Raw genomic sequence first — 22,104 nt, 5'->3', positions numbered from 1 at the left:
GCAGCGCGCCGTCAGCCGCCGAACTGCTGCCACGCCAGCCTGGCCACCAGGGCCACCACGACGCACAGCAGCACGATCCGCACGAAGCCGGTGCCCCGCTTGAGCGCCATCCGCGCGCCGAGCTGGGCGCCGGCCACGTTGCACACGGCCATGCCCAGCCCGAGCCCCCAGTTCAGGTGCCCCTGGAGCCCGAAGACCACCAGCGCCCCGAGGTTCGTCCCCACGTTGATGATCTTGGCGGACGCGGAGGCCGAGACGAAGTCCAGCCCGAGGATGGTGGTGAAGGCGATGATGAGGAACGTTCCCGTGCCCGGCCCCATGATGCCGTCGTAGAAGGCGATCCCCACCCCGGCCACCGCCACCGCGGCCAGCACCCGGCCGCGGGTCCGCAGGTGCGGCACCGGCATGGCCCCGAGCGCGGGCCTCAGCGTCACGAACGCGGCCACCCCGAGCAGCACCACCATGACGACGGGCCGCAGCACCTCGGCCGAGATCGCCGCCGCCGCCGACGCCCCGAGCCCGGCGCTCAGCACGGCCAGCCCGGCGCCGGGGAGCGCCACCTGCCGGTCGATCTTGGTGGAGCGGGCGTACGCGACGGCCGCCGAGGTGGTGCCGAAGATCGACGACAGCTTGTTGGTGGCCATCGCCTCGACGGTGGGCAGCCCCGTCATCAAGATCGCGGGGAGCTGCACCAGCCCGCCCCCGCCCACGACGGCGTCGACCCACCCCGCCCCTGCCGCCGCGACCAGCAACACCAGGACCTGCTCCAGCGGCACGCCACTCCCCCGATTTCCCCCAAGAAACCCCAAGAGTGTACAAGTCGCACAGCACGTGGCCTTGAGGGAGGGGTGACGTCAGGGGATCCGGGAGCCGAACAGCACCGCCGCGCCCGCCACCAGCAGCCCGGCCAGGATCGCGGCCACGATGAACCACTGGGTGATCTCCTGGTTGACCAGCTTGTAGCCGAGCGAGGTGCCGATCTGCTCGTAGACCTCGCGCAGCTCGCTGCCGGACTCGGCGGTGTAGGCCCGCCCGCTGGTCCCGTCGGACAACGACTGCAGGGTCTGCTTGTTGACCGGCACGTTCACCGGGCGGCCGTCGATGTTGACGGTGCCCTCCTGGGTGCCGTACGCGATCGTGGAGACCGGCACGCGGGCCTGCTGGGCGGCGTCGATGGCCTCGTTCACGGACCTGCCCGAGGTGTTGTCGCCGTCGGACAGCAGCACGATCGCGGCCGGCGGCGGGTCGGTGGCGGCCTGCTGGTCGAACGAGCGCAGCGAGTCGAGCGAGTTGAAGACGGCCTCGCCGATCGCGGTGCCCGGGCGGGTGGTGAGGGTGCCGATGGAGGTGACCACGGCCTGGTGGTCGGTGGTGGGCGAGATGACGACGTTGGCGGAGCGGGCGAACGACACCACGCCGACGTTGAAGCGGTCCGGCAGTTCCCTGACGAACGCCTGGGCCGCGGCCTTGGCGGCGTTGATCCGGTTGGGCTGGACGTCGTCGGCGTCCATGGACAGCGACACGTCCAGCGCGATCATGATGGTGGCGCGGTCGCGCGGCACGCGTACCTGGTCGGCGGGCTTGGCGGCGCCGACGACCAGGAGCGCCATCATGAGGAGGAACAGCGCGGGGCCGACGTGGCGGCGCCAGCCGGGGCCGGCGGGGGCGACGAGGTCGAGCAGGGCCAGGTTCGTGAAGCGCACGGTGTAGCGGCGCCGGGCGAACATCGACACGATGTACCCGGCCACCAGCAGCCCCACCAGCAGGAACAGCCAAAGCCAGCCGGGGGCCAAGAAAGTCACGTAGGTCTCCTGTGGGCGAGATGGCTCATGCGGCGCTGGCGGAGGACGAACTGCGCGATGTCGAACACCCAGTCCCGGTCGGTACGCAGCACGAGGTGCGCGATGCCGGCGCGGCGCAGCGCCACGCGGGTGCCCTCGCGCTGCAGGGCGGCCGCCTCCGCGTACGCTTGCCGAACCTTGGGTGAAAGATGCACTTCGCGTACTTTCCCGCTCTCGGGGTCGGTGAACGCGACCCGCCCCACGTCGGGCAGCTCCAGCTCGCGCGGGTCGATCACTTCGACCGCCAGCACCTGGTGACGGGCGGCCAGCCGCCTGATGGGGCGCTCCCAGGGGCGTTCGGCGTCGGGGTCGAGGCTGGGGCGGGCGTCGAGGAAGTCGGAGACGATCAGCCGCACACCGCGCCGCCTGCGGCTGGCCGACAACACCTCGATGCCCTCGGCCAGATCGGGCGCGTCGGGCACGATCCGGCCGCGCGGGGCGTCCATGAGCGAGTGCAGCAGCCCGTAGAGGGCCGGGCGGCCGGTGCGCGCGGGCATGCGGTGCACGTACTCGTCGTGCAGCACCAGCGCGCCGAACCGGTCGCCCAGCCTGCTCGACAGGAACCCGATCGCGCCGACCGCCGCGACCACCAGGTCGCGTTTGTCGGTGTCGGCGGTGCCGAAGTCCATGCTGGGCGACAGGTCGGCCAGCGCCCAGGTCTCCAGCTCGCGGTCGGCGATCAGGTCGCGTACGTGCGGGACGGTCGTGCGCGCGGTGACCGCCCAGTCCATGCGGCGCACGTCGTCCTCGCCGGGCACGTACACGCGGCTGTCGCCGGCCTCGCTGCCCGGCCCCGGCAGCAGCCCCTGGTGGGCGCCGTGCAGCAGCCCGTCCAGCCGCCGGGTGACCGTCAGCTCCAGCCGCCTGAGCGCCTGTTCGGCCGTGTTCACAGGCCGCTCACCGGTTCTGGTTCCAGACGACGAGAGGCGGGGGCACGGCCTGCAGGATCTGTTTGACGACCTGCTCCGGGTCGACGCCGTCGGCCAGGGCGTCGAAGGTGAGCATGAGCCGGTGCGACATCACGTCCACCGCCACGTCGCGTACGTCGTCGGGCAGCATGTAGTCGCGGCCGCGCAGCAGGGCCAGCGCCCGCCCGGCCGAAACCAGGCCCAGCGTGGCGCGGGGGCTGACGCCGATCTCGATGGTGTCGATGAGGTCGGGCAGGCCGTAGTCGGCGGGGCTGCGGGTGGACATGACCAGCCGCACCACGTAGTCGGCGACGAGCTGGTGCACCGAGACCTGCTCGGCCGCCTCCTGCAGCGCCAGCAGCTTGTCGGGGTCGAGCACCCGCTCGGGGACCGGCGGCTTGACGCTCATCCGGTGGAGGATCTCCAGCTCCTCGTGCGCGCTGGGGTGCGGCACCCGTACCCGGAACAGGAACCGGTCGCGCTGCACCTCCGGCAGCGGATAGACGCCCTCGGACTCGATCGGGTTCTGGGTGGCGAGCACGATGAACGGCCTGGGCAGCGGGTGGGTGACGCCGGCGAGGGTGACCTGCCGCTCGGCCATCACCTCCAGCAGCGCGGACTGGACCTTGGCCGGGGCGCGGTTGATCTCGTCGGCCAGCAGGAAGTTGACGAACACGGGGCCGAGCTCGACATCGAACTTCTCGTTGGAGGGGTGGAAGACCCGGGTGCCGATGATGTCGCTCGGCACGAGGTCGGGGGTGAACTGGATCCGGGCGAACGTGCCGCCCACGACAGTGGCCAGGGTGGAGGCGGCGAGGGTCTTGGCGACGCCTGGGACTCCTTCGAGCAGGCAGTGCCCGCGGGCCAGCAGGGCCACGATGAGTCTTTCGACCATGTGGTCCTGGCCGACGATGACACGCCGGACCTCGTCGAGACTTTGACGCAGCAGTGCCGCGTCGTTTCCGCCTGGCAACTCTTCGGCGACGCTCATGACGCCATTCCACCAAACGCGCCGCAAACGTGCACGACGCCACGTCTGTGCTTTCATGGCAAACGTGGCAAGTCCCCTGCAGTACGGCGATCCACCCCGGCTGGGACCTTACGTGGTCCAGGCCCGCCTGCACACTGCCCCGGCCGGCTTCGTGTACCTCGGCCAGGCACCCGACGGGCGCGCGGTGTCCGTCGCCGTGCTCACCCGAGGGGCCGCGCTCGACGCCGCCGCCCGTGACCGGTTCGTGACCGCGATCAGGGAGGCCAGGGGCGAACGGTCCGGATTCCGCGGCTGGCTCGGACGTTCCGGGCGGTCGCGGAGCGCGGTGCTGGACGACACGCCCGACGTGCTCGCCTTCGACGGCGGGCACGCGCCCTGGGTGGCGGTCCCGTACGTGCCCGGCCGGCCCGGGGCCGAGCGTTTCCTCGATCCCGTCATGGTGGGCGGGACGTTCATCGGCGAGGCGCACGGGCCCGACTTCGTGCCGTACTGGCTGACCGACCGCGCGCCGGCGCTGCCCGGCCCGACGCGGCAGCGCAGGCCGCTCACCGAGACCCGCAAGCGGGTCCTGATGGCCGCGCTGGCGCTGGTGTTGCTGCTGATGCTGGTGACGGCGATCCTGCTGCTGCTGTTGCTGGGCCGGCGCGACAGCGAGCCGCAGCCCCGGCAGCTGCCGCCGACGGTGTTCGTGCCGACGCCGCCGCCGACGCCGGCCAGCCCCGAGCCGCGGCCCTCGCCGTCGACGTCGCCCTCCCCGTCGGAGAGCGGGCAGGTCACGCCCGGTCAGACACCGGGCGACGAGATGGGTGAGGAGTCCCCGCTGTTCCATTAGTTTGAGCCTGACGTAACAGGAGGCTTTAGCTTCCGCGGCATGGAATTCATCGTTCACGACACCCTCACGCCGATGGCCGCCCTGCTGCGCGAGCCGCTCGAACGGCGGCCCGGCGCGCTGCGGGACATCCTGGAGCCGACGCGCTCGGAGATCCCGATGCCCGGCGACATCGTCGACATCCACCACCAGGGCGGCGGCTTCCGGGTCGACGCCGACGATCCGCGCTACCTGCCCGCCGTCCAGCGCATGATCGACGCCGACGTGCTCGGGCAGGTGCGGCGGGAGCTGGAGCGCGCCTCCGACCGGCTGCGTGACGCCACGCAGCGGGAGTCGGTGCAGGTCATGCTCATGTTGGGCAATCCGGACAACGAGCATTTGATGAAGGTGGGCGGCGGCTACTACGGCATGGGCGGCTCGCCCGGCTGGCTCTACCTGCTGGCCTGGCCGTCGGACGAGGTAATCGGCCGGATCGGGCACCTGGCGGTGCACGAGTTCCACCACAACGTCCGCTACACCAACGTCGAGTGGAACCCGATGACCGTGACCGTGGGCGAGCACGTGGTGGCCGAAGGGCTGGCCGAGGCGTTCGTACGGGAGCTGTCGGGGGCCGAGGCCATGGGGCCGTGGTCGTCGATGGTGAGCGGGGAGGCGTACGAGCGGGCGTACGAGCTGATCATGGCGGACTTCTCGCTGGCCGGGATGCAGCACACGTCGAAGTACGTGGTGGGGGACAGCGTGGCGCGCATGTTCGGGCAGGAACCGCGCGGCATCGCCGACATGGCGGGGTACGCGGTGGGACTGCACCTGGTCGACCGGGCCCTGGCCGCCACCGGCCTCACGGCCACGGAGGCGACCGTGCTGCCCGCGGCCGAGCTCCTGCGCCGCGCCGCCATCCACCCCTGACCAGCTCGCCCGCCCCCGAAGGACCCCACGGGGCCCCTCGGGGGACGCCGTCTCAGCTCGGCGAGACGAAGCCCGACTCGTACGCGGCGATCACGGCCTGGGTCCGGTCCCGGGCACCCAGCTTGGCCAGCACGTTCCCCACATGCGTCTTGACCGTCTCCTGGCTGACGACCAGCTCGGCGGCGATCTCGTGGTTGGACAGCCCCTTGGTCATCAGCCGCAGCACATCGCCCTCACGGCCGGTCAGCCGGTCGATCCCGGCCACCCGTCCCGGGCCCTGGGACCGGCGCCCGGCCAGCGCCCGGATCGCGGCCGGGAACAGCAGCGACTCCCCCGCCGCGACCAGCTTGACCGCCTTGATCAGATCGTCCGGCCTGGTGCGCTTGAGCAGGAACCCGCTGGCCCCTGCCCGCAGCGCGTCGTAGACATGGTCGTCGTTCTCGAACGTGGTCACCACCAGCACCTTCGGCGGCGCGTCCAGGGCCAGCAGGCGCTCGGTGGCCTGGATGCCGTCGAGCGCGGGCATCCGGACGTCCATGAGGACGACGTCGGGCCGCTCACGGCGGACCAGGGGCAGGACGGCGGCACCGTCCGCGGCCTCGCCGACCACGGTCAGGTCCGGCTCGGCGTCGATGATGATCCGCAGTCCGGCGCGGATGAGGTCCTCGTCGTCGGCGATCACGACTCTGAGCGTCATGGGCTCGACCGTAGCGGCAGACGCACCGTGACGCTCCATCCGGCCTCCGTGGGGCCCGCGTCCAGTTCGCCGCGCAGCAGCCGGACACGCTCGCGCATCCCCGTCACGCCCCTGCCTCCGGGACCGCCGCCGGTCCCCCGTCCCGGGTTGGTGACCTCGAGCCTCAGGTCGTCGTCCTGTACGGCGGCGGCCAGGCGTACGGGGCCGTGGCCGTGCTTGATGGCGTTGGTGAGCGCCTCCTGGAGAATGCGGTACGCCTCCCGGGAGACCACGGCGGGCACGGCGGACAGGTCACCCACCTCCTGCCGCACCTGAGCGCCCGAGGCGGCGACGAGTTCGTCGAGGTCGGCCAGCGTGGCCTGCGGCGCCCTGCCCCACCCCGGATCGCCATCACTCCGAGAGCCACCGGCCCGGTCGTCTTCGCGGAGCACTCCCAGGACGTGGTCGAGGTCCTCCAGGGCGGTGCGGGCCGACTGCTCGATCGCGGCCAGGGCCTTTCTGGCGATCTCCGGGTCACGGTCGAGGACCCGGCCCGCGGCGGCGGCCTGCAGGGTGACGACGCTCAGCGCGTGCCCGACCGAGTCGTGCAGCTCGCGGGCGAGGCGGTTGCGTTCGGCGAGCGTACGGGCGTGCTCTTCGGCGGCGGCCAGGCGTTCGGCCGGGGTGGGGCCGAGCAGGACGGGAGCCAGCCTGGCCAGCAGCTCGCCCGCGCCCGCCACCGTCGCCACCAGCGCCCCCAGCAGCGCCAGCCCGCCCAGCGGCCACAGCACCGCGGGCCATCCCGGCTCCACGACGACGCCGATGACCGGGGTCGCCCGCCCGGCGAACGGCAGCGCGAGCGTGACCAGCGTGAACGGCACGATGGCCAGCGTGGAGCCGCTGAGCAGCCCGCCGATCGCCAGGTGCAGGGTGAACCAGGCGGCGGTCCTGCGCCGCTCCTGCCAGGTGCGGCCCGCCTGCCTGGGCGGGCTCTCGACGTGCGCCCCGAGCAGCCCCTGCGCCGCGTTCACCTCCAGGGCCCGGATCGGCAGGAACAGCCCGGTGACGGCCACCACCGGCAGCACCGCCACGAACACGCCGATCTGGATGGGCAGCAGCAGGTTGGCGTTCTGGCCCTGCCACTGGGCAGCGATCAGGACGCCGGTCATCATGTACGGCATCAGCAGCGCGCCGCCCAGGATGAGGCACGCCCATCGGCGGGGCAGGTTCCTTCTCACATCCGCGATTGTATGTCGATGGATATTCGCTCTCGGTGGAATGCGCCCCTAGAGAAATGCGCCCCCAGCGAAATAATTCCAGAATTCACACCCGCCGGGTCTAGCGTTTTTTCTCGGAAATACCCAGCACAGAAAGGCGACCGGTCATGACGGAGACCCAGCGTGCGGCCTGGCCAGACCAGCTCAGCCAGCGCCTGCTGAAAGAGCGGATCGTCGTCCTCGGCCAGGAGGTCGACGACGAGATTTGCAACCGGCTCTGCGGGGAGCTCCTATTGCTGGCGGCCGAAGACCCACACCGCGACATAACGCTTTACATCAATTCGCCGGGCGGGTCCGTGACCGCCGGGATGGCGCTCTACGACATGATGCAGTTCATTCCGTGCGATGTGGCGACGGTGGCGATGGGGTTCGCCGCCTCCATGGGGCAGGTGCTGCTGACGGCGGGCGCCAAGGGCAAGCGCTACGCCCTGCCCAACTCCCGCGTCGTCATGCACCAGCCGCTCGGCGGCATCGGCGGCTCGGCCAGCGACATCCAGATCCAGGCCGACAACATGCTCTACACCAAGCGCCGGATGGCCGAGATCATCGCCCACCACACGGGCCAGCCGCTGGAGCGCATCCAGGCCGACTCCGACCGCGACCGCTGGTTCACCGCCCAGGAGGCGCTGGACTACGGCATCGTCGACCACATCGCAGAAGGGATGAACTGATATGAGCGGCCGCTATGTGCTGCCCTCGTTCACGGAGCGCACGTCGTACGGCATGAGGGAGATGAACCCGTACAACAAGCTCTTCGAGGACCGGATCATCTTCATCGGCGCCCCCATCGACGACACCGTGGCCAACGACGTGATGGCGCAGCTGCTCACGCTCGAGTCGCTCGATCCCGACCAGGACGTCAGCCTCTACATCAACTCCCCCGGCGGCTCGTTCACCGCCATGATGGCCATCTACGACACCATGCAGTACATGCGGCCGGAGATCCACACCGTCTGCATCGGCGAGGCGTCCTCGGCCGCGGCGGTCCTGCTGGCGGCGGGCTCCCCCGGCAAACGCGCCGCCCTGCCGCACGCCCGCGTCCTGCTGCACGAGCCCCACACGGAGGGCGGCCGCGGGCAGGGCAGCGACCTGGAGATCCACGCCAGGGAGATCCTGCGCATGCGCGACCAGCAGGAGGAGATCCTTTCCCGGCACACGGGGCGGGGGATCCTGGAGATCAGGAAGGACATCGAGCGGGATCGGATCTTCACGGCGGAGCAGGCGCGCACGTACAGGCTGGTGGACGACATCTACGCCTCCCGAAAGCGCACCCTGACCCCCGCCCCCTGACCCCCACCCCTCCCCCGGCCCCGCCCCAGGCGCACAACCAAGCACCGAAACCCAAGGCTGGAGCCGGGGGCCAGGGGTCCAGGCCGGAGGTAGGAACCGGGACCGGGAGCGGGGTGATGGTACCGGCGGGGTCGCCTCCGAAGGCCCCGCGTCCAAACACCCACACCTCCGGCCGACGCGCCGTGAGGCGGGTGCCCCACGGCGGCGGTCATGGTCGCGGCAGGAGCTTCAGGGTCGTGGCTCGGGCCTGGGCGGCGACCATGGGGACGACGTAGGTGCTGCCGTAACGGCGGTACTTGGTGCGGTACGCAGCATCGATCCGGTCGTTGATACCGGGATCGTTCTCCTCGGCCAGGGCGACGTCCTTGTCGATGCCGCCGGCGGTGATGTGGGCGTGGTGGCCGGCCCGGGCAGTCCGGTACCAGGCCCCGTCGCTGCCTCGGTAGGAGCGGATGTAAAGATCGTCCCCGTCACGGACGACCCAGATGGGCACCGGTGTGCGCGGCGTGCCGTCGTCGCGGACGGGCGCGATCCGCAGCTCCTCCGCGGTGCCGATACGGGCGAGCTCGTCGCTGGTCCATGAAGTCATGGCGGATGTCCTTTCCTGTGGTGGTGGCCGATCACAGGCCGGTCATGCGTTCCAGGTGTTCGGGATAGCGGGCGCCCTGGATGTCGATCTTCGCGGCGGCGGCGTCGATGTGTTCGAGGTCGTCGGTGGTGAGCTCGACGTGGGCGGCGGCGACGTTCTCCGCCAGTCGCTCCGATCTGCGGGTGCCGGGGATCGGAACGATCCAGGGCTGCTGGGCCAGCAGCCACGCCAGCGCGATCTGTGCGGGTGTGGCGCCCTTGCGCCGGGCGATGGCGCCCAGGAGATCGACGAGCGCCTGGTTCGCCTTCCTCGCCTCGGCGGTGAAGCGCGGGATGCTCGCGCGGATGTCGGCGCGGTCGAAGGTGGTGGCCGCATCGACGGTGCCGGTGAGGAATCCTTTGCCGAGCGGGCTGTAGGGGACGAAGCCGATGCCGAGTTCTGCCAGGACCGGCAGGACCTCCTGTTCGGGCCTGCGCCACCACAGGGAGTACTCGCTCTGCACGGCGGTCACGGGCTGGACGGCGTGGGCGCGGCGGATGGTGCCGGCGGCTGCCTCGGACATGCCGAAGTGCCGGACCTTGCCGTCCTGGATGAGCGTTTTGACCGCTCCGGCGACGTCCTCGATCGGCACCTGCGGGTCGACGCGGTGCTGGTAGTACAGGTCGATCACGTCGACGCCGAGCCGCTGGAGCGAGCCGTCGACGGCCTGCCGGATGTGCTCGGGCCGGCTGGACAGCCCGGTCTGGCGGCCCTCGGCGTCGAACGCGAATCCGAACTTGGTGGCGATCACGACCTGATCGCGGACAGGGGCGAGGGCCTCGCCGACCAGCCGCTCGTTGCGGAACGGCCCGTAGACCTCGGCGGTGTCGAAGAACGTGACGCCGCGCTCCACCGCTGCCCGGATGAGCGCGATCATCTCCTCCCGGCTGCCGGGGTTGGGGCCGTAGCTCTGGCTCATGCCCATGCAGCCGAGGCCGATCGCCGAGACCTCGAGATCACGGCCGAGAGTTCGCTTGTCCATGGTCGGCTCCTTCGTCGATCGTTTCACCGCTGATCATGATCGTCCGTCGCATCGCAGTCCGGGCGCGTACGTCCCGTCGTCGCCGTGAGGGCGGGTCCGAGCAGCCGGCTTGCGGCCGCGGCGGCCAGCGTGGCCGCGGCGGCGATGAGCAGGCTGGTACGCAGGCCGTGCAGGAAACCGGCCGGTTGGGCGAGCAGCGCGCCGAAGACCGCGACGGCCAGGGCACCGCCGACCTGCCGGCTGGTGTTGAACACGCCGCCGGCGACCCCGGCACGGTGGGGCGGGACGGCGTCCAGCAGGGCGGCGGTCATCGGCGGCATCACGAGCGGACCGCTCAGTCCGATCGGGACCATCAGGGCGGCCAGGGCCCAGACCGGGGTCGAGGCGGGCGCGAGGGCGAGGATCGCCAGGCCCGCCGCCATGAGGGCCAGGCCGGTGGTGATGAGTGCCCGCGTGCCGATCCTTTCGGTGATACGCGCGCTGAAGGGGGTCAGAATGGCGCCGACGAGCATCATCGGGGCGAACGCCGCTCCGGCGGCCAGGGCGGACAGGCCCCGCAACTGCTGGAGGTACAGGCTCATCACGAACGGCAGCCCGTAATAGCCGACGACGAACGCGAAGCCGACGACGACGCTGACCGTCGCGGTGCGGGAGGCGAACAGGTCCAGCGGCACCATCGGGTGGGTGCGGAGCGCCTGGGCCGCGAGGAAGGCGGCGAGCGCCACGCCCGCCACCGCGAACGCGGCGATCACCCGGGGCTCGGCGAACCCGGCGGCGCCGGCCTCGATCGCGCCGTAGGTCAGCCCGCCCATCGCCAGGACCGCGCTGACCTGGCCCGGCCAGTCGAAGGGGACACGCCGGTGGGGCGAGCGCTGGGTGCGGACGAGCAGGATCAGGGCCGCCGCGGCGACGGGCAGGTTGATGAAGAAGATCAGCCGCCAGCTGAGCATGGTCAGCAGTCCGCCCAGGACGGGACCGCACGAGGAGGCGACGGCGCCGCCCATCGCCCACACCGCGACCGCCCGTCCCCGCCGGACCGCGTCCGGGTAGGCGTGGCCGATCAGCGCCATCGAGGAGGGCATCATCACGGCGGCCGCCGCGCCCTGGACGAGGCGGGCGGCCACCAGCGCGCCCAGGTTCGGCGCCAGACCACAGGCCGCCGAGGCCAGGGCGAAGATCGTCACCCCGATGCCGAAGGCGCGGCGCGCTCCGACGCGGTCGGTCAGAGAACCCGAGGACAGCAGCAGTGCGGCGAACATCAGCGTGTAGCCGTCGACGACCCACTGCAGCCCGGTGATGCCACCGCCGACGTCGTACCGGATCGACGGCAGGGCGACGTTGACGATGACCGCGTCGAGGGTGATGACGAAGAAGCCGAGCACGGCGGCGGCCAGCGCGCGGCCGGCAACGGCACGCGGCCGGTCGGCGCCGGCGGCGATGGTCGGGCAGGCGGTGCGCGTGGTGGGCATCAGCGGTGATCTCTTCGCAATGCGGAGCGGGCAAACGGACGGGCTGCTCAGGGCTGCGGCCACATGGTGACGGGCGCGCCGTACATTGATGGCGCGGTACGTCTCGCCGGCCTGGCGGAAAGGCGGGGCCAAGGCGGGCAGCCGCTCCTCAGGACCTGGGCATCAACCAGGAAACCGCAGGTGGGCGCGGTGAGGGAGTCCCTGTCGTTGCCTGTACTGGCAGAACACCCCACGCCGGGTTTGAACCGGCCGGATGCATCCCGTACGACGGCAAGCCCTGCACCGCTCCCGCGACGAACACCCGGTCTCGGGACGGCCGCCGCGCTTCTGGGTGCCAGCGTTGTTGAACACCGAGTCCAGCAAGGTGTGTCCACCATGGCGGCGGGCAGCACGTACGACCGGCACCAGCCGGGAAAGCGCTGGTGAGACGGCCGCAAAGAGTTCCTGCTGTTCCCTGTACTGGCAGAACACCCCACGGCACCGAGATCCGGCCTACCCTGCGAAGACATGGACAACCGCAGTGAGGTCCGCGAGTTCCTGATCTCGCGGCGAGCCAAGATCACCCCGCGGCAGGCCGGGCTGCCCGCCTACGGCGGCCACCGGCGCGTCCCCGGGCTGCGCCGCGAGGAGGTCGCCATGCTCGCCGGCGTCAGCGCCGAATACTACGCCCGCCTAGAACGGGGCAATCTCAGCGGCGTCTCCGAAAGCGTCCTGGAATCCCTCTCCCGCGCCCTGAAGCTGGACGAAGCCGAACGCGCCCACCTGTTCGACCTGGCCCGAACCGCCAACGCCGGCCCCCGCACCCGCCGTCGCCCCACCCAGCAGCAGATCCGGCCCGGCATCCAGCGCCTCCTGGACTCCATGACCGACGCGGCCGCCTATGTCCGCAACGGACGCCTGGACATCGTGGCCGCCAACCGGCTCGGCCGGGCCCTCTACGCACCCGTCTTCGACGATCCGGTCCGGCCCGTCAACCTCGCCCGGTTCCGCTTCCTCAACCCCCGCGCCCACGACTTCTACCCCGACTGGGACGAATCCGCCCACACGACCGTGGCCCTGCTGCGTACCGAAGCAGGCCGCGACCCCTACGACCGGGCGCTGACCGACCTCGTCGGCGAACTCGCCACCCGCAGCGAGGAATTCCGCGCCCTGTGGGCCGCCCACAACGTCCGCCTGCACCACACCGGCGTCAAGAACTTCCACCACCCCATCGTCGGCGACCTCAGCCTCCCCTTCGAAGCCATGCCCCTGCCCGCCGACCCCGGCCTGACCCTCACCGCCTTCAGCGCCGAACCCGGCACCCCGGCCCACGACGCGCTCACCCTCCTCGCCAGCTGGGCCTCCACACTCGAACAGGCCGAACCAGCTCGGGAAAGCGACCAGCCCCGCACCACGGACGCCTGACCCACGCCGGCCACGAACCAGCCCCACCCGTGGCAGCCGCGACGGCCGGGCCCGGTCGGCCGCGTGCGTCGGGGATCCGGGCCGGTCCGGTAACGTTTTGCGACGTGGCCCACTACTTCTCCGAACAGCCGAAGGCAGCGAGCAGGCCGGGCTCCGTCGACCTGGTCCTGCCCGATCTGCACCTGCGGCTGGAGACCGACAGCGGCGTGTTCTCGCCGGAACGGGTCGACGTGGGCACGCGCATCCTGCTGGAGACCGTCCCGCCGCCACCGCAGGAGGGCGATCTGCTCGACCTGGGCTGCGGGTACGGGCCGATCGCGCTGACCATGGCCTCCCGGGCGCCCGAGGCGACCGTATGGGCCGTCGACGTGAACCGGCGAAGCCTGGAGCTGACCACCAGAAACGCCCAAGCCGCGGGCCTTTACAAAGTACGGTCAGCACATATCGACGAAGTACCAGATGACGTGAAATTTCGGGCAATCTGGTCTAATCCTGCGATCCGTATTGGGAAGCAGGCCCTCCACGACATGCTCACCAGGTGGCTGACGCGGCTCACTCCCGACGGCGTCGCCTACCTGGTCGTCCAGAAACACCTCGGCTCGGACTCCCTGCAGCGCTGGCTCGGCGAGCAGGGCTGGCACGCCTCCCGCGAGGCCAGCCGGGCCGCCTACCGCATCCTGAAGGTGACCCGATGAGAAGGCAACTGCGCCCCACCGACGTCAAGCGGCTCAACCGCACCTGGCGCAGGAACACCCAGAACCGCCTCGCCATGATCATCGAGTCGGTCACCGGCCCGTTCAACATCGGCTCGATCTTCCGCAGCGCCGCCGCGTTCGGCGTGGACGAGATCTGGCTCGCCGGCAACGCCACCCCGCCGACCAACCCCAAAGCGGGCAAGACCGCGCTCGGCACCGAACGCCTGGTCACCTGGCACGAGCCAATCCTGGCCACCGAGGCGGTCAAGGCCGCCAAGGCGGGGGGCTACACCGTGCACGCCATCGAGCTGACCGCCGAGGCCGTGCCGCTGCACCGCGCCGACCTGGGCCGCGACGTGTGCCTGGTGGTCGGCAGCGAGGATCACGGCTGCTCCCCCGCGCTGCTCGAGGCCGTGGACGGCGTCTGCTACATCCCGCAGGTCGGGCGGGTCGGGTCGTTCAACGTGGCGGTGGCCGCCGCCATCGCGCTGTCCGAGGCTCGCCGCCAAGAGTGGGAGAATCTCCTCGAACCGTAACCGAACCGTTCACCCACGGAAGGCATACTCAGGACGTGCTGAGCCGTCGATTCGCCTTTCTCGACCATCCGGGCCCGCTGGCCTTCGCGCATCGCGGAGGCGCCGCCGAGGGCGCGGAAAACTCCATCGCAGCCTTCGAACGGGCGGTCGGGCTCGGCTACACCTATCTGGAGACCGACGCGCACGCCACCTCCGACGGCGTGCTGCTCGCCTTCCACGACCACACGCTCGACCGGGTGACCGACCAGCGGGGCCGCATCTCGGAGCTGCCCTACCGGGCGGTCAGGCAGGCCCGCATCGGCGGGGTTCACGAGATCCCGCTGCTGGAGGACCTGCTGGGCACCTGGCCCGAGGTCCGCTTCAACATCGACGTCAAGGAGGCCGCCGCCATCGCGCCGCTGGCCGAGGCGATCCGGCGTACCAACTCCTATGACCGCATCTGCCTGACCTCCTTCTCCGACGAGCGGCTGACGCTGGCCAGGGCGGCGATGGGCAGGGAGGTCTGCTCGGCGCTCGGCCCGCGCGGCGTCGCCGCGCTGCGCGCCGCCGCGTCCACCTCCGGCTACGGCCGCCTGCTGACCCGCCTGTCGCGCGCCGGCGTCCCGTGCGCGCAGGTGCCGGTGGGCTTCCGCGGGCTGCGGGTGACCACCCGGAGTCTGGTACGTACGGCACACGCCATCGGCATGCAGGTGCACGTATGGACCGTCAACGACCCCGTACGCATGGAACACCTGCTCGACCTGGGCGTGGACGGCCTCATGACCGACAACGTCTCCGGCCTGCGTACCGTCCTGGAGCGCCGCGGCCAATGGCATCCCGGCAGCCTGGCCGCGTGATCCGGCCGGACTGCCCGGGCTCCGCGGCACGAGCGAGCATCGAGAGCACGGCGTACCAGCCCCAAGAAGCCAAGAAAGTCCCATAAGCCTGCAGGCCGGGTCGCCCGGCCGCATAGGAGCGACTCGACACCATGCCCGTACCCGCACCCCCCGCGGCCCTCGACGACTCCCCCGCAGCCCGCAGGCGCGAGCAGCGTGGCTGGTACTTCTACGACTGGGCCAACTCCGCCTTCTACACCACGATCATCTCGGTCTTCCTCGGCCCGTACCTCATCCCGGTCGCCAAGACCGCGGCCTGCGCCAAGGACTTCCCGAACATCGTCTCCGACACGTGCGTGGCCGACTTCGACAAGCTGGTCGACAGCAACCCGGGCCTGGGATACGTCGACGTGCTCGGCGCCGACATCAGGCCGGCCGCGTTCTTCGCGCTGACGCTGACGATCGCGGTGTTCCTGCAGATCGTGGTGCTGCCCGTGGTGGGCGCGCTGGCCGACCACACCGGGCGCAAGCGGGAGCTGCTCGGCGGCTTCGCCTACGTCGGGGCGCTGGCCACGATGGCCCTGTACTTCGTCGAGGGCGACCGCTACATGCTGGGCGGGGTGCTGTTCATCCTGGCCAACCTCGCCTACGGCTCCTCGGTCGTGGTCTACGACTCGTTCCTGCCGCAGATCTCCACCCCGGCCGAGCGCGACAGGGTGTCCTCGCGCGGCTGGGCCATCGGCTATCTGGGCGGCGGCCTGCTGCTGGCCCTCAACCTCGTCCTCTACACCCAGCATGAGGCCCTGGGGGTTGCCGAGGGCATGGCGGTGCGCATCAGCATGATGTCGGCCGGCCTGTGGTGGGCGATCTTCACGATCATCCCGCTGCTGCGGCTGCGCAACCGTCCCGTGCCCGCCCACGAGAACACGGCGCTGCGCTCGGTCGGCGGCAGCTTCCGCCAGCTCGGCCGCACCCTGGCCGAGCTGCGCCGCTATCCGCTGACGCTGCTGTTCCTGGTGGCGTACCTGATCTACAACGACGGCGTGCAGACGGTGATCGGCAACAGCGCGGCCTTCGCCTCCGAGGCCCTCAAGCTCGACAAGACGGTGCAGATCACGGCCATCCTGATGGTGCAGTTCGTGGCGTTCTTCGGCGCGCTGCTGCTGGGCCGGCTGGCCCGCAGCATCGGCACCAAGCGCGCGGTGCTGGCCAGCCTGGTGCTGTGGACGGCGATCGTGGTGGCGGCGCTGTTCGTCCAGGAGGGGCAGGAGCTGCAGTTCTACCTGATGGCGTTCGCGATCGCGATCGTGCTGGGGGGCACGCAGGCGCTGTCGCGCTCGCTGTTCTCGCAGGTGATCCCGAAGGGGCGGGAGGCCGAGTATTTCAGCCTGCTGCAGATCAGCGACAAGGGCTCGGCGTTCATCGGCTCTTTGACGGTGACGATCGCGCTCAATCTGAGCAACAGCTACCGGATCGCCATCGTCTCCATGATCATCTTCTTCATCATCGGCTTCGTCCTCCTGGCCCTGACCAACCTTCCCAGGGCGATCCGCCAAGCCGGCAACGAGGTCCCCGACCGCATCTGACCCCATCCCCCGGGCAAACCCCTCGCGCCCGTTCACCGGGAGAGCAGCCGCATGAGGCGCCATCCCACGTGGACACGCGCTGGTGGTCCGGTCCGCAACCTCCCGCCGCCGTGGGCGACCGGCCTCCGGGGTCGTCCCGGCGTTCGGCAGCCTAACTCCCGGCGCGCCCCTGGCGTTCGGCGGCTGCACTCCCAGCGGTTTCCTGGACGAGCACACAGGCGGCTCGTCCAGGTGCCCGCACCGAGACGAGCAACCAGACGCCACATCCAAGCGCTCACACCAGGGCGTACCGCCAGATGGCACATCCAAGCGCTCGCGCCGAAGTGAGCAGCCGCGCGGATCGTGAGGCGCTCGCACCGGAACGGACCACCAGACGGTACAACCAAGCGCTCGCGACGAAAACGAGCGGGCGGGCGGATCGTCCACGTGCTCGCGACGAAACGAGCAGTTGGGCGGCTCGTTCAAGCGCTCGCGCCGATCACGGCAACTCGCCGCAGGCTTCCAGCGGGCGGCCAGGCAGGAGGGTTCAGTCGTTTGGGCTGTGTGGCGGATCGGGGCTGGAGTCAGGCAGGGGTTCAGAACTCGAGTCGGCCGGAGCGTCAGGGCACGGGCCGAGCTTGTGGGCGATCCAGAACGCCGTCCCTGCGAGAGCGGCCGTGCCCACGATGGCGAACAGCACCCACCACCCCCGATGACCGTTGCCGTACGAGTCGCCGGTGGTGCGCCCGGCATCGGAACCCGGCACGCCTCTACCATCCGGCGTGCCAGTACCGCCTGGCGCGCCCGTACCGCGCGGCGGGGATCCGCCCGGGAGCGACGAGGCGCCATCGCCAGGTGAGGTTGATGGGCCGCCGGTATCGGGCAGAACGGACGAGCCGCCGTCGCCGCGTCGAGTCGCCGCGTCGTCAACGTCGTGCGAGGGCGGCCACCCCTCGGTTCCATCGAGGGACGACCAGCTTCCATGGCCCTCAAGCGACCCCCAAGCCCCAGCGTCCGACGACCAGCCCCCGCCGCCAGGCGACCAGCCCCCGTTGACAGACAGCGAGCCTCCCCCACCAGGCGACCAGCCTGCGGCACCAGACGGCGAACCGGCACCACCAGGCGACCAGCCTGCGGCGGCAGGCGGCGAGCCTGTGCCGGGCTGCGTGGTCGAACTGTCGGAATGGCCAGGTTCTTGGGGAAACATTGCGGCGTCTCGAGACGGCGAGTCCACGCCAGGGGGCGGAACCCCGTTGGGCGGCGTCTGTGAGCTGCCAGCGCCGCGTTGCGCGGGTCCGCTCCCCCCTTTCCAGGTCGGTGAAGTGGGGCCGCCCGACGCCTGTGAATCCGATCCGCCTCGGGGGTGTAAATCCGGCCCGCCTCGCGCCGGTGAGCGTCCATCGCTCTTCTGCGGCTCTCCGCCGGCACGCGGTGCTGACGGACCTGCGACACCCCGGAAGGTGCGTGTCCCGTCACCGGTGCCCGCGGGCCCGGGGCCGTGCGAGGCATCCTGCCCCTCGCCACCCCCCAAACCGCTGGAGGGGGACGGTTGCGCCTCCGCCCCACCCTGTGATCGTCCGTCATCCGAGCGAGGCTGCGAGCCCTTGCCCGGTCTTGAGCTCCCGCCTGATCCGGCGCCTGGGTGGTCCCTCGCCGGACCCGTGCGCGCCGCTTTGCCGTCCCCACCGTCGCCCTCCCCGTCATCGTCATCGCCCCCGTCGCCATCCACGGAGGCGGCGTCGACCTGGACCGCGCCGAGCGGCGTCGCCGCCCGGGCCTCCCGCCGCCCTGGTAGCGCCGCCGTGGTGCCCAGGACGAGCGCGACGGTGACGGCCGGCAGGAGCCATCGTGGTCCCCGTCTCATCGGCGTCTCCCGTCGGTAGGTCCCGTACGCTGCCGGTTCTCACCCTGCGGGCCTACGATGGCGCCTGCGTTAGCGGCGGATGAGAGATCTCTCATCGACAGGCGGACGCCCGATCCCCGAAGCCGTCCAAGGCGGCACGCCGGTCACGGCAGTCCGGGCGGCTCTGATCGCTACAGCCAGGGACCGACTGCAGGCACGGCGGTGCGGCCGGTGATCTGGTCACAGCGACCCGGGACGCCCTCCGGGTGCAACGGCGCGGCCGACATCCTCGTCACGAGGTTCAGGGGCCCAGGCCGGTCACGGCGGTGCGATCGGTGGGCTGGTCACGGCGGGGCGGCGTGCCCGGTCGGCAGTGCGCTGGGTGGGCTGGCCGCAGCGGACGGCGGCGTGCCCGATCACCACAGTACGGCCGGTGGGATGGTCGCGGCGGACGGCGGCGGGCCTGGTCATGACGGTGCTGCGAGGAGCATGGTGCCGGGGCCCTGGGCCGCGCCCGGGCCGCGTACGGCTGAGACCGTGTCCGCGGTGGCCTCGTCGCCGCAGTGTGGGCAGGTGACGACGGGGGTGAAGCGCTCTCCGCAGGAGTGCACCAGGAGAGCGGGCGGGCCGCCCGGCGGCGTGGACCAACGATCGCCCCAAGCCATCAACGTCAGCAGGGCAGGCACGATGTCGCGGCCCGCCTCGGTGAGGACGTACTCGTGGCGCACAGGACGCTCCTGGTACGGCCGCTTCTCCACCACGCCGGCCGCCACCAGATGCTCCAGGCGGCGGGTCAGGAGGTTGCGCGAGATGCCCAGGTCCTCCGCCAGGTCGTCGAACCTGCACAGGCCCAGGAACAGGTCACGCAGGATCAGCGGTGTCCACGGCTCGGCGACCACGCCGACGGCCTGGGCGATGGAGCAGTGCATCTCACCGAACCTGTTCATGGACCCAGGATAGTGGGTTGATAAAGTGAACCTATGACAGTTCACATTCAGGACTCACCTGCCGCCGCCTACCGCCGGGCCGGCGAGGCACACGACGTCGACGCCCTCGTCGCCACACTGGCCGACGACGTGGTCTTCCGCTCGCCGCTCAGCACCAATGCCGCCTTTCAGGGCAAGGAGCCGGTACGGGAGCTGTTCTCGGTCGTGTTCGGCGTGCTGTCGGACCTGCGCTATCAGAGGGACATCGGCGACGAACGTACGCGGGCCCTGACCGCGACCGCCCGGCTGGGGCGCCAGGAGATTCACGAGGCGGCGCTGGTCGAGGTGGGCGAGGACGGGCTGATCAAGGAGATCACCATGTGGATCCGGCCCCTGCCGGGACTGACGGCGATGATGGCCGCGCTCGGCCCCGGCATGGCGCGCACCACCGGCACACCGGGCCTTCCTTGGCTTGTTGCCGCCGCCGTCAAGCCGCTGGCGGCGATGACCCGCTTCGGCGACAGGACCCTGGTCCCGCTCCTGACCCGCAGGCGTCCCCGCTAGAGCCCAACGAGGGCGCCCGTCTCATGCCGCTCCGCCCCGCTCCGCCATGCCCAGTTCCGCCCCACCCGGCCCCACGCTGCCCACCCCAGGCCGACCTGCCTTGCCCGCGCCACCGACGGCGGGCGCCCGCGGGAGGGGCCGGAATGTCGCGGTCTCACACCAACCAAGGAGGTTCACTGATCCGAAGAGAGAGCGGTGCTCTTGACAGCGCCTCCCCGAAGCGAGAGCATTGCTCTCACTAAAGAGCAACGCCCTCTTCAAGGAGCATTGATGGCCCCCAGGATCACCTCCCTGGCCTTCGCCAGCGCCGGCATCCTCTTCCTCGCCTATCCCGCGATCCGCCCTTCCGGCGACGACGCCACGGCCATGGCCTCTACGGCGTGGGTCGCCGGGCACGCGGCCGCCATGCTCGGTTTCGTGCTGCTCGGCCTGGCCGTGCTCGGGCTGCACCAGGTGCTCGGCGACCGCCTCTCCCTGCGCGCCGCCGCCGTGACCTGGGTGGGCGCGGGCCTGACGCTCCCGTACTACGGTGCCGAGGACTTCGGCCTGAACGTGATCGCCCGGCGTTCCCTCCACGACCAGGCGCCCGCGCTGATGGAACTGGCCGAGGAGTTCAGGTACGGGCCCGTCGCGATCACCATGTTCGCCGTGGGGCTCCTTGTTCTGGCCGTCGGCGCGGTGATGGCGGCGATCGCCGTCTGGCGGTCCGGAACGCTGCCCAAGTGGAGCGGGACGGCTCTGGCACTGGGGTTCGTGCTGTTCATCCCGCAGTTCTTCGGCCCGTATCCGCTGCGGATCGTGCACGGCGCGCTGATCATGATTGGCGGGGTCTGGCTGGCGGCGGCCCTGGTCAGGGCGGGAACGCGGGCCCGATCGGCGACTGTGTGAAGAACCGAAGCCCCAAGCGCGATTGGATCACCCCGCGGGTGGGAATCCCATCACGGTACCAAGCGTTAGACACCGTGGGAGACAGACCCCCCACGCAAGGGGGCCCTGTAGGAGGCATTTAGACATGGGCGAGCGCGCGCTTCGTGGCACCCGGCTCGGGGCAACCAGCTACGAGAACGACCGTAACACGGATCTGGCCCCGCGCCAGGAGGTGTCCTACACCTGTCCTAAGGGCCATCGCTTCGAGGTTCCGCTTGCAGCCGAGGCTGAGATCCCCGCTACCTGGGAGTGCCGCATGTGCGGCGCGACCGCGGTGCGGGTGGACGGCGAGCAGCCGGAGTCCAAGAAGGTCAAGCCCCCGCGGACACACTGGGACATGCTCCTGGAGCGGCGGTCAATCGAAGATCTTGAGGAGGTGCTCAACGAGCGGCTCGCGGTTCTGCGGGCCCAGCGTCGTAAGAGCGCCTGACCTCCTCTCACGGTGAAACCCCCGGGCTACCCGCCCGGGGGTTTCTTCATGCCCACACCACGAAGGTGGTGCCAGAGTCAGGACAGCAGGGCCTGGGGGCCGAGGCCTTGAGGCTGGCATTTGCCCACGCAGTTGCCGGGGTGTCTGCGGGTGGCGGAGTTGCGTCAGTTTTCTCTGTTTCGCCGCCTGGGCGGCCTGCGCCAGGAGCTCCCCGTCCAGGGACACCTTCCACTCCGCCAGGTACAGGTGAACGCAAGTCGGCCAGCAGGAGCAGGCCGGGTTCGGAGTGGCGGACGAGCCGCTCCGGGGCCTTCTCGCGCAGGCGTTCATGTCCCTCGGCCCGAGGCGGCCGTGGTTGACGCGATCCGGCGCGCCCGCGCATCCCGACGACGCGTCCGTCCTTGACCGCGAGGTCCAGGCCGTCATTGCCGTGCAGGAGCGTCGCGCTCTGCACTCCCCGTCCTGCGCGCGCAGACCGCTCTCGGGCAAGGAGCCGACGCCGACCCGCCAGGGCTCTACCTCCGGGCCCGGACAGCGTCCGCGTCCCCCATGGCTCGGCGAGCCTACGGCATGCGCCCTCCCGGGGGCCGATAGACCTCGAA

General features: G+C 70.9%; 23 protein-coding genes. 12 read left to right on the top strand and 11 right to left on the bottom strand.

Annotated elements, in window-relative coordinates; all coding sequences use genetic code 11:
- Positions 1-11 precede the first annotated feature (11 nt).
- The 4 genes from ACIHFD_RS21995 to ACIHFD_RS21980 all read right to left on the bottom strand — a co-directional run bounded on the left by ACIHFD_RS21995 (position 12) and on the right by ACIHFD_RS21980 (position 3,740).
- Positions 12-776: a sulfite exporter TauE/SafE family protein gene (locus ACIHFD_RS21995; protein WP_397368461.1), complete on the bottom strand. Its 765-nt coding sequence runs from the start codon at positions 774-776 to the stop codon at positions 12-14.
- Between the two features lie 78 nt (positions 777-854).
- Entirely contained in the window at positions 855-1,802 is a 948-nt protein-coding gene (locus ACIHFD_RS21990) for a VWA domain-containing protein (RefSeq protein WP_397368460.1), read from the bottom strand.
- A complete protein-coding gene (locus ACIHFD_RS21985; RefSeq protein WP_350734294.1) occupies positions 1,799-2,731 on the bottom strand; it encodes a DUF58 domain-containing protein in 933 nt (310 codons plus the stop codon). Before ACIHFD_RS21985 ends, ACIHFD_RS21990 begins: the two co-directional genes overlap by 4 nt.
- 7 nt (positions 2,732-2,738) lie before the next feature.
- Positions 2,739-3,740, bottom strand: coding sequence for an AAA family ATPase (locus ACIHFD_RS21980; protein ID WP_355198869.1), 1,002 nt, complete (start codon positions 3,738-3,740; stop codon positions 2,739-2,741).
- 55 nt (positions 3,741-3,795) lie between these two features.
- On the opposite strand from ACIHFD_RS21980, the gene ACIHFD_RS21975 reads away from it, so the two are divergent.
- Together ACIHFD_RS21975 and ACIHFD_RS21970 are read left to right on the top strand one after the other, a co-directional pair.
- Positions 3,796-4,572 carry a hypothetical protein gene (locus ACIHFD_RS21975; protein ID WP_350734290.1) on the top strand — a complete coding sequence of 259 codons (777 nt, stop codon included), beginning with the start codon at positions 3,796-3,798 and terminating at the stop codon, positions 4,570-4,572.
- A gap of 39 nt (positions 4,573-4,611) precedes the next feature.
- Complete coding sequence (locus ACIHFD_RS21970; protein WP_397368459.1) at positions 4,612-5,475, top strand: DUF2268 domain-containing protein; 864 nt, start codon at positions 4,612-4,614, stop codon at positions 5,473-5,475.
- A gap of 52 nt (positions 5,476-5,527) precedes the next feature.
- Here the strand turns inward: ACIHFD_RS21970 and ACIHFD_RS21965 are convergent, their stop codons facing one another.
- A complete protein-coding gene (locus ACIHFD_RS21965) occupies positions 5,528-6,172 on the bottom strand; it encodes a response regulator transcription factor (RefSeq protein ID WP_350734287.1) in 645 nt (214 codons plus the stop codon).
- A complete protein-coding gene (locus ACIHFD_RS21960; RefSeq protein WP_397368458.1) occupies positions 6,169-7,389 on the bottom strand; it encodes a sensor histidine kinase in 1,221 nt (406 codons plus the stop codon). The genes ACIHFD_RS21965 and ACIHFD_RS21960 overlap by 4 nt, the downstream gene beginning before the upstream one ends.
- 146 nt (positions 7,390-7,535) lie before the next feature.
- On the opposite strand from ACIHFD_RS21960, the gene ACIHFD_RS21955 reads away from it, so the two are divergent.
- Together ACIHFD_RS21955 and ACIHFD_RS21950 are read left to right on the top strand one after the other, a co-directional pair.
- Positions 7,536-8,099: a ClpP family protease gene (locus ACIHFD_RS21955; RefSeq protein WP_192783338.1), complete on the top strand. Its 564-nt coding sequence runs from the start codon at positions 7,536-7,538 to the stop codon at positions 8,097-8,099.
- 1 nt (position 8,100) lies between these two features.
- Positions 8,101-8,718, top strand: coding sequence for an ATP-dependent Clp protease proteolytic subunit (locus ACIHFD_RS21950; protein WP_397368457.1), 618 nt, complete (start codon positions 8,101-8,103; stop codon positions 8,716-8,718).
- Between the two features lie 208 nt (positions 8,719-8,926).
- Here the strand turns inward: ACIHFD_RS21950 and ACIHFD_RS21945 are convergent, their stop codons facing one another.
- Genes ACIHFD_RS21945 through ACIHFD_RS21935 form a run of 3 tightly spaced genes read right to left on the bottom strand, consistent with a single transcriptional unit; the run spans position 8,927 to position 11,797 of the window.
- Positions 8,927-9,307: a DUF2255 family protein gene (locus ACIHFD_RS21945; RefSeq protein ID WP_397368456.1), complete on the bottom strand. Its 381-nt coding sequence runs from the start codon at positions 9,305-9,307 to the stop codon at positions 8,927-8,929.
- Between the two features lie 31 nt (positions 9,308-9,338).
- Complete coding sequence (locus ACIHFD_RS21940; RefSeq protein ID WP_397368455.1) at positions 9,339-10,328, bottom strand: aldo/keto reductase; 990 nt, start codon at positions 10,326-10,328, stop codon at positions 9,339-9,341.
- Between the two features lie 23 nt (positions 10,329-10,351).
- Positions 10,352-11,797 (bottom strand): MFS transporter, encoded by a 1,446-nt coding sequence (locus ACIHFD_RS21935; protein WP_397368454.1) that lies wholly within the window; start codon positions 11,795-11,797, stop codon positions 10,352-10,354.
- A gap of 507 nt (positions 11,798-12,304) precedes the next feature.
- Here ACIHFD_RS21935 and ACIHFD_RS21930 point away from each other — a divergent pair.
- From ACIHFD_RS21930 to ACIHFD_RS21910, 5 genes are all read left to right on the top strand, one after another.
- The gene (locus ACIHFD_RS21930) at positions 12,305-13,201 is read left to right on the top strand and encodes a helix-turn-helix transcriptional regulator (protein ID WP_397368453.1); all 897 of its coding nucleotides are present in this window, start codon (positions 12,305-12,307) and stop codon (positions 13,199-13,201) included.
- 104 nt (positions 13,202-13,305) lie between these two features.
- Positions 13,306-13,896: a class I SAM-dependent methyltransferase gene (locus ACIHFD_RS21925; RefSeq protein ID WP_397368452.1), complete on the top strand. Its 591-nt coding sequence runs from the start codon at positions 13,306-13,308 to the stop codon at positions 13,894-13,896.
- Positions 13,893-14,432 (top strand): TrmH family RNA methyltransferase, encoded by a 540-nt coding sequence (locus ACIHFD_RS21920; RefSeq protein ID WP_350734572.1) that lies wholly within the window; start codon positions 13,893-13,895, stop codon positions 14,430-14,432. The genes ACIHFD_RS21925 and ACIHFD_RS21920 overlap by 4 nt, the downstream gene beginning before the upstream one ends.
- Before the next feature lie 38 nt (positions 14,433-14,470).
- Complete coding sequence (locus ACIHFD_RS21915) at positions 14,471-15,268, top strand: glycerophosphodiester phosphodiesterase family protein (RefSeq protein ID WP_397368503.1); 798 nt, start codon at positions 14,471-14,473, stop codon at positions 15,266-15,268.
- A 131-nt stretch (positions 15,269-15,399) separates the two neighbouring features.
- On the top strand, positions 15,400-16,833 hold the full coding sequence (locus ACIHFD_RS21910; RefSeq protein ID WP_350734574.1) for an MFS transporter: 1,434 nt from the start codon (positions 15,400-15,402) through the stop codon (positions 16,831-16,833).
- Positions 16,834-18,973: 2,140 nt separating this feature from the next.
- Here ACIHFD_RS21910 and ACIHFD_RS21905 read toward each other — a convergent pair.
- Both ACIHFD_RS21905 and ACIHFD_RS21900 read right to left on the bottom strand, forming a co-directional pair.
- Positions 18,974-19,126, bottom strand: coding sequence for a hypothetical protein (locus ACIHFD_RS21905; RefSeq protein ID WP_397368451.1), 153 nt, complete (start codon positions 19,124-19,126; stop codon positions 18,974-18,976).
- On the bottom strand, positions 19,123-19,602 hold the full coding sequence (locus ACIHFD_RS21900) for a helix-turn-helix domain-containing protein (protein ID WP_350734578.1): 480 nt from the start codon (positions 19,600-19,602) through the stop codon (positions 19,123-19,125). The genes ACIHFD_RS21905 and ACIHFD_RS21900 overlap by 4 nt, the downstream gene beginning before the upstream one ends.
- Positions 19,603-19,635: 33 nt before the next feature.
- On the opposite strand from ACIHFD_RS21900, the gene ACIHFD_RS21895 reads away from it, so the two are divergent.
- The 3 genes from ACIHFD_RS21895 to ACIHFD_RS21885 all read left to right on the top strand — a co-directional run bounded on the left by ACIHFD_RS21895 (position 19,636) and on the right by ACIHFD_RS21885 (position 21,502).
- Positions 19,636-20,145, top strand: coding sequence for a nuclear transport factor 2 family protein (locus ACIHFD_RS21895; RefSeq protein ID WP_397368450.1), 510 nt, complete (start codon positions 19,636-19,638; stop codon positions 20,143-20,145).
- A gap of 270 nt (positions 20,146-20,415) precedes the next feature.
- Positions 20,416-21,033, top strand: coding sequence for a hypothetical protein (locus ACIHFD_RS21890; RefSeq protein WP_397368449.1), 618 nt, complete (start codon positions 20,416-20,418; stop codon positions 21,031-21,033).
- A gap of 124 nt (positions 21,034-21,157) precedes the next feature.
- Positions 21,158-21,502: an RNA polymerase-binding protein RbpA gene (locus tag ACIHFD_RS21885; protein WP_185074387.1), complete on the top strand. Its 345-nt coding sequence runs from the start codon at positions 21,158-21,160 to the stop codon at positions 21,500-21,502.
- Positions 21,503-22,104 lie beyond the last annotated feature (602 nt).

The organism is Nonomuraea sp. NPDC051941, from assembly GCF_044593615.1.
Note: the sequence above shows the minus strand (reverse complement) of the source record. Positions and strands in the feature narration are given on the sequence as shown.